At 65.2% G+C, this 12,354-nt stretch carries 10 protein-coding genes; 4 read left to right on the forward strand and 6 right to left on the reverse strand.

The window, feature by feature from the left end; all coding sequences use genetic code 11:
* Nucleotides 1–355 precede the first annotated feature (355 nt).
* Nucleotides 356–2,161: a DEAD/DEAH box helicase gene (locus ACOZ9V_RS10550; protein ID WP_434589789.1), complete on the forward strand. Its 1,806-nt coding sequence runs from the start codon at nt 356–358 to the stop codon at nt 2,159–2,161.
* A gap of 185 nt (nt 2,162–2,346) precedes the next feature.
* Here ACOZ9V_RS10550 and ACOZ9V_RS10555 read toward each other — a convergent pair whose 3' ends face one another.
* From ACOZ9V_RS10555 to ACOZ9V_RS10570, 4 genes are all read right to left on the reverse strand, one after another.
* Nucleotides 2,347–3,123, reverse strand: coding sequence for an isoprenyl transferase (locus tag ACOZ9V_RS10555; protein ID WP_139469817.1), 777 nt, complete (start codon nt 3,121–3,123; stop codon nt 2,347–2,349).
* Nucleotides 3,120–3,848, reverse strand: a complete 729-nt coding sequence (recO, locus tag ACOZ9V_RS10560) for a DNA repair protein RecO (protein WP_139469816.1) — start codon at nt 3,846–3,848, stop codon at nt 3,120–3,122. Before recO ends, ACOZ9V_RS10555 begins: the two co-directional genes overlap by 4 nt.
* Before the next feature lie 78 nt (nt 3,849–3,926).
* Nucleotides 3,927–5,690: a 2-isopropylmalate synthase gene (leuA, locus tag ACOZ9V_RS10565; RefSeq protein WP_434589794.1), complete on the reverse strand. Its 1,764-nt coding sequence runs from the start codon at nt 5,688–5,690 to the stop codon at nt 3,927–3,929.
* Between the two features lie 192 nt (nt 5,691–5,882).
* Nucleotides 5,883–7,169, reverse strand: a complete 1,287-nt coding sequence (locus ACOZ9V_RS10570; RefSeq protein WP_434589797.1) for a DUF6636 domain-containing protein — start codon at nt 7,167–7,169, stop codon at nt 5,883–5,885.
* 60 nt (nt 7,170–7,229) lie between these two features.
* Here ACOZ9V_RS10570 and ACOZ9V_RS10575 point away from each other — a divergent pair, with 60 nt between their 5' ends.
* Nucleotides 7,230–8,072 (forward strand): L,D-transpeptidase family protein, encoded by an 843-nt coding sequence (locus tag ACOZ9V_RS10575; RefSeq protein ID WP_434589800.1) that lies wholly within the window; start codon nt 7,230–7,232, stop codon nt 8,070–8,072.
* A gap of 31 nt (nt 8,073–8,103) precedes the next feature.
* Nucleotides 8,104–8,679: a hypothetical protein gene (locus ACOZ9V_RS10580; RefSeq protein ID WP_434589802.1), complete on the forward strand. Its 576-nt coding sequence runs from the start codon at nt 8,104–8,106 to the stop codon at nt 8,677–8,679.
* Nucleotides 8,680–8,689: 10 nt separating this feature from the next.
* On the opposite strand, the gene ACOZ9V_RS10585 is transcribed toward ACOZ9V_RS10580, so the two are convergent.
* Complete coding sequence (locus tag ACOZ9V_RS10585; protein ID WP_434589805.1) at nt 8,690–9,364, reverse strand: NAD(P)-dependent oxidoreductase; 675 nt, start codon at nt 9,362–9,364, stop codon at nt 8,690–8,692.
* Between the two features lie 28 nt (nt 9,365–9,392).
* Complete coding sequence (locus tag ACOZ9V_RS10590) at nt 9,393–11,177, reverse strand: N-acetylmuramoyl-L-alanine amidase (RefSeq protein ID WP_434589808.1); 1,785 nt, start codon at nt 11,175–11,177, stop codon at nt 9,393–9,395.
* A 291-nt stretch (nt 11,178–11,468) separates the two neighbouring features.
* Between ACOZ9V_RS10590 and ACOZ9V_RS10595 the strand changes: the two genes are divergently transcribed.
* On the forward strand, nt 11,469–12,347 hold the full coding sequence (locus tag ACOZ9V_RS10595; protein ID WP_181270594.1) for a DUF817 domain-containing protein: 879 nt from the start codon (nt 11,469–11,471) through the stop codon (nt 12,345–12,347).
* Nucleotides 12,348–12,354 lie beyond the last annotated feature (7 nt).

Below are 12,354 nucleotides of genomic sequence, written 5' to 3' on the forward strand. Positions count from 1 at the left end.
CGGCCGGCTGCCGTGGCTCGCAGGTACCAGCCTAACTGGTCACGCCTTCGCTTCCTCAACGCCGACCCGGCCCTCCCTGACGCCCGACCTCGGCAACGGCAGGAGACCACCGGAGGCGACTGATCTCACACTCGGATTCCCACTCCGGGACCGCCTCGGCGAGGATGTGGCATGTAGACTTGGGGTACACCCAAACCTTTCTCCGTACCGACGTCTTCACGTCTGTCCAAGCGAGTTCTTGGATCTCTACGGTTTCGGCCCGGATTGCTCACGATGATTGCACAAGCGGCCGCAGGGTAGATCGCCACTACAGTCATCTGCGATCAAGTGTGTGCCGACGTGAGAGAGATCACTCATGACCGATGTGTCCGCAAACGACGAAACCACTCCGAGATTCTCCGAACTGGGACTCCACCCGCTCGTGCTCAAGGCCGTAGAGGCGCAGGGCTACGAGATCCCCACCCCCATCCAGGCCGAGACGATCCCGACCCTCCTGTCGGGCCGTGACGTCATCGGTCTGGCCCAGACCGGAACCGGCAAGACCGCGGCTTTCGCCCTGCCGGCCCTGTCCGACCTCGCCGAGGCGGGGCGCGCCGACGACGGCCCGTTCGCTCTCGTACTCACCCCCACCCGCGAACTCGCGATCCAGGTCGCCGAGGCGTTCACCTCCTACGCCACGGAGCTGTCCGACTTCTCCGTGCTCCCGATCTACGGCGGTCAGGCCTATGGCCCGCAGCTGGCCGGTCTGCGCCGTGGTGCGCAGGTCGTCGTCGGCACCCCCGGTCGTGTCATCGATCACCTCAAGAAGGGTTCGCTCAAACTCGGCAGCCTCAAGCACCTCATCCTCGATGAGGCCGACGAGATGCTCAAGATGGGCTTCGCCGAAGACATCGAAGAGATCTTCAGCCAGGTCGGTCCCGACCGTCAGGTCGCACTGTTCTCGGCCACCATGCCGTCCTCGATCCACCGGATCACCGGCAAGTACCTGGACGACCCGAAGGAAGTCCGGATCGCCGCGAAGTCGCAGACCGGTGCGAACATCCGCCAGCGCTACTTCATGGTTCAGCACTCGCACAAGCTCGATGCGCTGACCCGGATCCTCGAGGTCGAGGAGTACGAGGGCATCATCATGTTCGTGCGTACCAAGCAGGCCACCGAGGAGCTGGCCGAGAAGCTGCGTGCCCGCGGGTTCAAGACCGCCGCGATCAACGGCGACATCCCGCAGCAGGCTCGTGAGCGCACGATCGACATGCTGCGTGAGGCGAAGATCGACATCCTCGTCGCCACCGATGTGGCCGCCCGCGGTCTCGACGTCGAGCGCATCACGCTCGTCGTCAACTACGACATCCCGCACGACACCGAATCCTACGTCCACCGCATCGGCCGCACCGGTCGTGCCGGACGCTCCGGTGAGGCGATCCTCTTCGTCACTCCGCGCGAGCAGCGCATGCTCGGCTCCATCGAGCGCGCCACGAAGCAGAAGGTCGAACCGCTGACCCTGCCCAGCGTCGAAGAGCTGACGAACACTCGCGTCGACAAGTTCACGAAGCGCATCGACGATGTGCTCGCGCAGACCGAACTGTCCGAACTCACCGACGTCATCGAGGCGTACTCGCTCTCCCGTGATGTGCCGGCCTCGAACATCGCCGCCGCGCTGGCGTCCCTCGTCCTCGAGTCGAACACGCTCAAGGCCGAGCCGATGCCCGAACCGGCACGTCGTCAGGGACGTGACCGTGACCGCGACGGCGGTCGTGACGGCTGCCGTCCGGGCCGTGGCGGACGTGCCCGTGATGAGAACATGACGACCTACCGTCTGGCCCTGGGACGAAACGAGCGCCTGCAGCCGGGCGCCGTCGTCGGTGCGATCGCGAACGAAGGTGGAATCACCTCGAAGCAGATCGGCCATATCGACATCCGTTCGAACCACACACTCGTCGACCTGCCCAAGGACCTCGACCCGTCGGTGCTGCGCAAGCTCTCCCACACCGAGATCCAGGGCCGTCCCATCGACATCCGTCCGGATTCCGGTCGCCCGGGACGCCCGTTCAAGAAGCGCAACTTCGACAAGCAGCCCGGTGACGGCCGCAACTTCCGCGGTGATCGCCGAGGCGGCGGCAAGAAGTTCGGCGGACGAGGCGACCGCTCCCGCGACCACTACTGAACCGATCGCGTCATGACCGTGACTCCCCCGGAGTCGTGAGAACGGTGAAGCGCCGATCCGGCCGAGAAACCATGACGAGGGCCCCGCAGCAAGATGCTGCGGGGCCCTCGTCGTCAGCAGAGTGGAACGTGCCGGCCGAGCCTCAGAAGCCCGTGGAAGCTGCGACTCAGTCCTCAGCCTTCGCGTCAGGCCGTAGGCGTGTCCACGGCTCCGCCGAAGCGACGGTCGCGGCGGGCGTACTCTTCGATCGCCGCCCACAGGGTGCGCCTGTCGACGTCGGGCCACAGCACATCCTGGAAGACCATCTCGGCATAGGCTGACTGCCAGAGCAGGAAGTTCGAGGTCCGCTGCTCCCCCGAGGACCGCATGAACAGGTCGACGTCGGGCACGATGGGTGCGTAGAGGCGGGAGCGGACGGTCTTCTCCGAGACCTTGCCGGGTTTGAGCTTCCCGGCGGCCACCTCGGCGGTGATCTCATTGATCGCGTCGACGATCTCGGAGCGTCCACCGTAGTTCACGCAGAACTGGAGCACGAGACCAGTATTGTTCTTCGTCATCTCCGCGGCGGTCTCGAGTTCGTCGATGACCGAACGCCACAGCCGTCCGCGCCGGCCGGACCACACGATCCGCACGCCCAGGGCGTTGAGCTCATCGCGACGGCGGCGGATGACGTCACGGTTGAACCCCATGAGGAAGCGCACCTCTTCGGGTGAGCGCTTCCAGTTCTCCGTCGAGAACGCATACGCCGACAGATAATCCACGCCGACCTCGATCGCACCGTGGATGACGTCGAGCAGCGAAGCTTCCCCGGCTCTGTGCCCTTCCGTGCGCGGCAGCCCCCGCTGATTCGCCCACCGACCGTTGCCGTCCATGACGATCGCGACGTGCCGGGGCACGAACTTCGCGTCGATGCGCGGAGGTCTCGCTCCGCTGGGGTGGGCCGGTGGTGCGGGGTAGCTCATGTGCTCTCCAGAATTCTCAGTGATCGGATATTGCGCTCGAGGTGCCAGGACACCCAGTCCGAGACCAGCTTCGACCCGTCGATCTGATCGTGCAGGTCGGAGGCCTCGGCACGCTCCCAGTCGCCGGACAGGAGCGCGGCCATATGCTCGAGCGCATCGGTGTCGGGCAGTGCCGCACCGGAGGGGCGACAGTTCGTGCACACGGCCCCGCCCAAGGCTGCGGAGAACGCGCGGTGGGGTCCGGGATTCCCGCACTGGGCGCAGTCGAGCAGGCTCGGTGCCCACCCGGCCACGGACATCGCGCGCAGCAGGTACGCATCGAGGGACAGCCTCGGCGGGTGTTCGCGGTTGCACAGCGAGCGGATCGCAGAGACGAGGAGGAGGAAATGCGTGCGGGATTGGGGCTCGGCTTCGGTGATGCTGCGCGCCGTTTCGGCCATCACCGAGGCGGCCGAATAGACATCGAAGTCCGTGGCGATTCCGCGGGCGAAGGGTTCGACGAGTTCGACCTGGGTGACGATGTCGAGGCTGCGCCCGACATGGCATTGCAGGTCGACGAGCATAAAGGGTTCGAGGCGGGAGCCGAACCGCGATTTCGTCCGGCGTACCCCCTTCGCGACGGCGCGGACGAGGCCATGGCTGCGAGTGAGCACGGTGACGATGCGGTCGGCTTCGCCGAGTTTGTGCCCCTGGAGCACGATGCCTTCATCACGATAGTTGTGCACCCGCCCATTATCGCTTAAGCGCGGCGGGGAATCACCCCGCCGCGCTTAAGCGACTGCTGTGAGATCGACCGCGCAGCCTCAGCTCTGGCGGTCGCGAGCCGCACGGTTGACGGCTGAGACGACGGCCTTGAGCGAGGCCTTCGTGATGTTCGGGTGCAGACCGGCGCCCCAGACGACGCGGTCTTCGACGGCGAGTTCGACATAGGCTGCGGCGTTGGTGTCAGCGCCGGAGCCGATGGCGTGCTCGGAGTAGTCCTGGAGTCGCACGTCGACGTCGAACTGGTCGATGAGGATCTTCACCAGCGCGTCGATCGGTCCGTTGCCGCGTCCTTCGTAGGTGCGTTCCTGACCGTCGACGATGAGGTCGACCTCGATGCGCTCCGCCGATGAGCCGCCACCGTCGACATTGCCCGATTCGGTGCGCAGACCGACGATCTGGAAGCGGCCCCATGCTTTCTCTGGGTCTTCGGCGGGCAGGTATTCGTAGTTGAAGATGCGGCGGATCTCCTCGGCGGAGACCTCGCCGCCGGCTTCGGTGTGCTGCTGCACGGCGCGGGAGAATTCGACCTGCATCCGACGCGGCAGGTCGAGTCCGTACTCGCTCTTGAGCAGGTAGGTCACTCCGCCCTTGCCGGACTGCGAGTTCACGCGGATGATCGCCTCGTAGCTGCGGCCGAGGTCCTTCGGGTCGACCGGCAGGTAGGGCATGTCCCATTCCATGAGGTCGACGGGGGTGCCCTGGGCGTTCGCCTTCTTCTCACGGTCGGCGAAGGCCTTGTTGATCGCGTCCTGGTGCGAGCCCGAGAACGAGGTGAAGACGAGGTCGCCGCCGTAGGGGTGACGTTCGTGGACACCGATCTGGTTGCACTCGGTGACGGTGTGGATGACCTCGTCGATATCGGAGAAGTCGAGCTCCGGGTCGATGCCCTGCGTGTACAGGTTGAGAGCGACGGTGACGAGATCGAGATTGCCGGTGCGCTCACCGTTGCCGAACAGGCAGCCTTCGATGCGGTCGGCGCCGGCCATCATTCCCATCTCCGCAGCGGCCACGCCGGTGCCCCGGTCGTTGTGCGGGTGCAGGGACACGGCCACTTCGTCGCGGTAGGGCATATTGCGGCAGAACCATTCGATCTGGTCCGCGTAGGTGTTCGGTGTGCCGCGTTCGACCGTGGCCGGCAGGTTGACGACGGTCTCGCGGCCGGCTGCCGGCTGCCACATGTCGAGGACGCTGCCGACGATGTCGAGGGCGAACTCGGGTTCGGTGTCGACGAAGATCTCCGGCGAATACTGGTAGCCGAAGTCCGCGTCGGACAGCAGAGTCTCGGCGTGCTTCATCACGGCCTGGGTGCCCTGCAATGCGATATCGCGAGTCTGGTCGAAGCCGTCTCCGTCGAAGCCGAAGACGACCTTGCGGAAGACCGGCGCGGTTGCGTTGTAGAGGTGCACGGTGGGCATCTTCGCGCCGACGAGGGATTCGACAGTGCGTTCGATGAGGTCCTCACGAGCCTGCGTGAGCACGGAGATCCGGACGTCATCGGGAATCGCGTCCTGTTCGATGATCTCGCGGACGAAGTCAAAGTCGACCTGGCTGGCGGCCGGGAATCCGACCTCGATCTCCTTGAAGCCGAGCTTGACAAGCAGATCGAACATCTTGCGTTTGCGGTCCGGGGTCATCGGATCGATGAGCGCTTGGTTGCCGTCGCGCAGGTCGGTGCTCAGCCAGCGAGGCGCCTTGCTGATGATCTGGTCGGGCCAGGTGCGATCGCGCATATCCAGCGCGATGCGGTCCTGGAACGACTTATACTTGCCGAACGGCATGGGAGAAGGCTTCTGCAGTTTCATTGTTCCTCTATCTCAGTTTCTCAGCGCTTGACCAGCATACGAGGACTCCGCGACGAGCGTGCTGTCCGTTCAGGACTCGTCGCGGCAAGGAAGGAGGAGGAACCTATGAGCCACACGATCACCGTAGTCCCCCTTCCGCGATCCGTCCGAATCCCGTCCACATCCTAAGATCGCCGAGGCGGCTCCCGGCTCCTACTTGAGGAAGTCGACCGAGGCGCGGCGGACGTTGAATCCGACTCCGGTGTCGTCGGATTTGCAGGTCATGCCCTCTTCGCTGGAGGTGCAGGTCATCCCCGCCGCGGAGATCGAATCCCCGTAGCCGAGGACACGTGCCGGGCCGTTGCTCTCGGGAGCCTCGACGCAGGAGAAGCCTGAGCCTTCCTTGTTCGCCACGACGATGGAGCCCCAGTCGTCGAGCTTGCAGTCGTCGGGCTTCTCCGGTGGTGAGTATTCATAGTCCTTGATCACGCAGCGCGCTCGTTCGGAGTCGATGGTGCAGGCGATATTCCCCGACGGGGATGTGAAGGTCTCTTCGGCGACGGGAGCCTTCGAGCTGCCCGAATCGGACGGCTCGGGATCATCGGTCTGACCGATCGACGGTTCGTCCGTGGGTCCGACGGTGGTGGTTTCGTCACCCTGGGTGGAGTCCCAGACGATATAGCTGACGATGCCGAGGGCAAGGATGAGCGCGATGGCAGCGAGCACCCACAGCCACGCGGGGACCTTCTTCGTATCATTTCGCCGACCATAGGGGCCGTGCGGGCCGCCGGGATTCCCCGGTCCGCCGGGTCCTCCCGGCCCTCCTGGTCCGCCGGGTCCTCCGGGACCGGCAGGTCCGCCCGGCGCATAGCCGGCGGCATAGGCACCGCTGTAGGCGGGAGCGTGGCCCGCCTGCCCGTGTCCGGGCCCCGTGGGGCGACCGGTGCCGGGCTGAGCGTGATCGGGTCCCGCCGGCGACTGCACCGGCCCGGCAGCCTGCGGCTGAGAGGCTGCGGCCTGACCGACGGCACCGAACTCTCCGCCCCACTGCCCCTGATGCGGGTGAGGACCTCCCTGCTGCGGGTGTGATTCGGGCTGCTGCGAATGCGGCTCGGCCCGGTGCGCGTCCGCAGGCGCCGGCTGCGAGCCGGGCAGCGGGTTCCACTGTTTCGGAGCCGAGGGAGCCTCGGCAGCGGCGATATCATCAGAGTTCACCTTGCGCGGCGCGGCCGGCAGCCCTCCCGTCTGATATCCATCGGCGGCGGCCAGTCCGCGCAGCTCTTCGAGGCTGAGCACCTCGGTGGCATCGGTGCCGTCGGATTCGACCATCGACCGCAGCCTCTGCAGTTCTGCGGGAGTGAGTGCTTGGGTGGAGCCATCAGCGGCCGCGGACTCATCCTCGCCGATGAACAACTGGGTTGTGATCGACTCCGGAGACTCCTCGGCCGGCTTCCGACGCCCGGGGCGCGGAGGATGGTTCGGCACAGGTGGAATGCTCATGGTGTCATTTTCGCATAGTCGCTACCGGCGAGTTCTCATGCTTCGTGAGATGATGACCTCATGTCCGATGGAGTCCTCCGGCGCGCGGGAGTGCCCGCGCTTCTCGCCTGCGCTCTGCTGGTGACCGCCTGCAGCGCCGATGCCGACGACGGCACGGACGATTCCTCGGCGGCCGAGTCCGCCGGTTTCGCCGCTCCGGCACAGCAGACGAGCTTCGGTGATTTCGCAGCCCCGGCCCAGGACTCCCCCACCGGCGCCGACTCGGATTCGACTGCATCCGATCAGCCCGGCACCGAGGCGACCGGACCGGTCCACCCCGTCCCTGTCCCCGGTCTGGCGAAGGAGTTCACCGACCAGATCCCGGCAGAGACCTCGCAGGTCCTCGTCGCGACCTCGCCGACAGCCGCTTCGGAGAAGTCGAGCCTGAGCTTCTATGAGTTCACGGACAGGAAGTGGAAGAAGCTCAAGACCTTCGACACCCACAACGGCTCCAAAGGATGGCTGAAGGATCGCCGCGAGGGCGATAAGACCACGCCGATCGGAGTGTTCACGCTCAGCGACGCGGGCGGTTTCAAGGCGAACCCGGGCACCGACCTGCCGTACACCCAGGACAATCGTCTGCCCTCCTCAGCGACGGTGGCCTATGGGGCGGACTACGAATCGGTCTTCGATTACATCATCGCCATCGACTACAACCGCAGACCCGGCACTCCCCCGACGGACAAGACCCGACCGCTGGGCTGGGACAAGGGCGGCGGAATCTGGCTGCACCTCGACCACGATTCCGGCACGAACGGCTGCGTCACCCTCGACGAGGCGGACCTCAAGTGGATCATGCGCACCATCGATCCGGACGCTCACCCGCGCATCGCCATGGGTCCGGCACCCGAAGTCAAGAAATAGCAGAGCCGAAGAAGCAGAAGAGCAGGAACCCGTGCGCCGTCTCATCCTCTCCCTCGTCCAGTCGATCAACGGATCCTTCGCCGAGAACGGCTGGTCGACCGGGGTGTCCACGGACCCCGACTTCCGGCGCTTCCTCGCCCTGCGACGCAGCGCGAATGCGATCATCGTCGACCGCCGCACCGCGCTGAATCCGCAGCTGCCCGTCATCAACGCCGCAGGCAAAACGCTGCAGCACACCCCCGTGCATGTGCTCACCGAGTCCGATCGGACGGCACTGCAGAGCGAGCTCGACGCCCGCGGCCTCGACTATCGTGCCCAGCACTTCACAGCAGAAACGATCACCGAGGTGGCTGCCTCGCTGCCGACGGCCCCCTCCCCCGAATCGGCACCGACCGATGAGACGGTGCTGCTGTGCGAGTCGGGTCCGAACCTCGCTTTCCGGCTGCTCGAGCATTATCCGGGCGCGGAACTGCATCTGAGCGTGAGTCCTTGCTATATCCGCACTCCCGGCAGCCACTTCTCCGGGCTCGAGGCCGAGATCGATCTGCGCCTCATCGATGTGCGCACCGAGGACGACCAGGTCTTCCTCCGCTACACCCGCGCCTGAGTCGAAGCAGTCAGCCGGCAGAGGTCCCAGCGTTCGCGTGGATCTCGGTGCTCACCTCGAAGCGATCGGGTGAGTCAAGGATCGCGGTGATACCGTCGGCCACCTCGGTGAGTTGGACGGTTTCGACTCCCCCGGACAGATCATTGCGATCATCGCCGCCGATCGGAGCCATGATCCGCAGCTCGCGGAAGGCCACACTCGTCGATTCCGCTGCGGCGACTTCGATGAGCATCTTCTGCGCGGCGCCGAAGACGCTGATCGCCCCTGACCCGGCCAGCGCTTCGACGCTGGCGACGCCGTTGAGCGCCAGGTGGACGATTCCCCGGATCGCGCTCGTCCGGTCGGTGGCCAGGGACTGCGAGATCGCACAGGCTGTGAAGTGCCCGCGCAGGTATGAGTCATAGTCCGCATCGAACTTCTCCAGACCTCGGTCGAGCACCGGTTCGTCGATGTACCACCCGCCGATGGCGGCGATGACGGCATCGACCGGCGGCAGGTCTCTGGAGGCGAGCGCCGAGGTGACCGCCTCCGGCTCGTCCACCCAGTCCGGCACAGTCACCGGTTCGTACGCCGTCTCCGTGTCCGGAGTGCGGCGGACGATGCCGGTGATTCTGTGCTGCGGACTGAGCTGCTGGGCGAGCCCGGTGCCGACGTGACCGGAGGCGCCGAAGAGGAGGATGTGCATGAGGCGAGTCTATGTCCCCTGCGTTCGGTCAGGTGAGATAGACCTTGACGCCCTGACTCTTCGTGTAGGTCATGTACCCGTGCTCGAAGTTCTGACGGATCTTGCCCGCCGAGGAGAACTGGTCCGTCTTCGGCAGTCCGAGCTTGCTGCGTTCCCAGCCGAGGGACTTCCACTTCTTGAGCATCTCGCCGCGCATCGGCTGTCCCTTCGTCGCCGACGACCACGTGATCATCCCGTTCTCGTAGTTCTGGTAGTAGGCGCTCTTGCGGTATTTGAAGGTCTTCTCATCGCTGCTGGGGTAGCCGAGGAAGCCCTTGGTGTATCCGGCGCGCTTGTACCCGTTGCGGATTCCGCCCTTGTTCAGGTGCGCCCCTGTCTTCGACGACCAGTACACGGTGCCCTTGGCGAAGCGCTGATAGGCGCCGTTCGGATTGGACAGCTTCCCTTCGAGGCTGCGGGCCTCGCCCGTCTGCGCGGAGTGCGACCGGTAGTACGTGCCGATGGCTCCCTTCACCGGATAACCACCGACATCGGACTGCATCGACTTCGCACCGGACCGGATCGATCCGAGTCGGGAGTAGAAGGCATTTCCCGGGCAGGCGGTGTAGCTCGTGTCCCGGTGGCCGGAGACCACATTGAGGCTGACCTTCCTGCCTTCGGGATACCGGCTCGTGCTTCCTCCGCCGGAGGTGAGCGTCATCTTTCCCGTCGGGTTGAAGGCGTACTGGTTGGCCTTCCACGCGATGAGCCGCTTGACCGAATTCTGGGCTGCCGTGCTCGGCGCGGACCCTGTGTAGGTGCCCAGCACGCTGATGCCGATCGTGTACGAGTTGAATCCGGAGGCGTGGGCTCCGGTCACAGACAGATCGATGCTGTCGGCACGGCCCTCGTAGATGGTTCCGTATTTGTCGACGAGGAAGTTGTACCCGAGGTCGCACCAGCCTCGTTCTTTCGTGTGGTACGCGAGGTAGCCGCGGATGATGCCCGGGGCCTGTGCCTTCGTATAGGAGTTCGATCCGGCGGTGTGGTGGATGAAGACGCCCTTCGAAGTCGACGTCTTGTCGGTGGTGCAGCGGACGAGCTTCTCGTCGGCGCCCCATTCGCGGCGGGTGACGATGTTCGCCCTCAGTTCGTGGTGGGACACCTGCGTTGTCGCCTTCTGTGCGGTGACCGAGGCGGACTTCTTCACTGCGGCCGCGTCGGCGCCGGTGACGGGGCTTGCGACGTTGGTCACTGCGAGGTCATTCGTGTCGGCGTGCTTCGCTGTCGCACGGATCTCCACCGAGGTGGAGTCGACCACGGGCACGGCTTCTGTCCGTCCTTCCTGAGCCGCTGCGGGGACCTGTTTGCCCTCAGCCGAGGAACGGTCAGGGCCGGCACCGTCGTCGGCCGGCAGGGTCTCCCACGAGGACCAGCCGCCGGAGTCGCGGTAGCGAAGTTCGAGACGTGGGTCGTCTCCCGTCCACTTGGCTCCGATGACATTGACTTCGGAGTCTTTGAGTTTGAGTGCTGTGACCTTTGCCGGAGTGGCCGAATACGTCTTCGTCGTCGATCCTGCGTTCCGGCTCACCTGGGGAGCGTCCGCGGAGTCCGCTGCCTTGGTCGCTGCAGGCTCCGTCGGTGTATCCGAATCGGATGATTCCTTCGTCGGCGCGTTAGTCGGCGCGGGCTGCGGCTGGCCCCCGCCGTCGAGTGACGGTGAGCCGCTGTCGCCGAGCGATGGCGCTTCGGCGGCGAGCGCGGGACCACCGGTCATCATCGACACGGTGAGCACCGCAGCCAGTGCGGGGGTGACAAGTCGGATCGGTTTCATCGGGGCTGCTTCCTCTGCAGTCTGTCCGCCTTCTGGTTATCACGGACGCCAATGGGTTCGCGTCGCCGTCGACACTGCCTTGTCGGCGCCGCTGCGTCGCAGCACTCCTGCGACACTGATGCACAGATTAACGGCATTGCCAGTTTCTGTGAAGGTGACTCGCAAGTTCTATTCAGAATTTCACCTCCTTCGGACACGGCGATGTCACACTGCCCGCTCCGACTGCCCGGCCCACTCGCGCGATACGCTGGCACTCCACATTCCCCGCGTCCCCGTCGTCGAAGGACCCATATGGCTGATCGCCGCGAACTCACTCGACTCGAGGCAGTCCTCGACGCCTTCGCCGACCGCGTTCTCCCCCGCGTCCCCGCCGGGATGCGGGAGTTCCTCGCCTTCGGAATCAAACAGGCGTGGGCGTGTCTCTTCGGTGCTCTCATGCTCTTAGCGATCATCCTCACCGCTTGGCTCTACCCCGATGACGCGGCCATCGCCCGCAACGACTTCCTCGTCATCCTCGCCGTACTCATCCAGATCGGCATGCTCGTCGCTCGACTCGAGACCGGTCGCGAGCTCATCGTCATCATCGTCTTCCACATCGTCGGCACCGGAATGGAGATCTTCAAGACCGCCGTGGGTTCATGGAACTACGCCCCCGGCGGGGTCCTCCACATCGGCGCAGTACCGCTGTTCACCGGGTTCATGTACGCCGCCGTCGGCTCCTATATCGTCCGCGTGTACCGTCTCTTCGACTTGCGGTTCAGCCATTACCCGCCGAGGTGGCTGACCGTGATCATCGCCGCCGCCATCTACCTCAACTTCTTCACCCACCACTTCATCGTCGACCTCCGACTGCTCCTCGTCTTGGCCACCGTCGTCGTCTTCTTCCGCTGCCGCATGTACTTCCATATCCATCGCAGGACACTGACGATGCCCGTGCTGCTGGCCTTCCTCCTCGTCGCCTTCTTCATCTGGGTGGCCGAGAACATCGGGACCGCGGCCGGTGCCTGGCTGTATCCGAGTCAGGACGACGGCTGGCACCTGGTGCCGCTGACGAAGCTGGTGGCCTGGTTCCTGCTCATGATGATCTCCGTCGTCCTCGTGACCTTCGTCCACAGACCCAGGCCGCCTGAGGTCCACAGACCCGAGCCTCCTGACACCTATACTTGCTGAGAACCGA

The organism is Brevibacterium sp. 1718 (genome assembly GCF_051131255.1).
In the GTDB taxonomy this organism is placed as follows: domain Bacteria; phylum Actinomycetota; class Actinomycetes; order Actinomycetales; family Brevibacteriaceae; genus Brevibacterium; species Brevibacterium sediminis.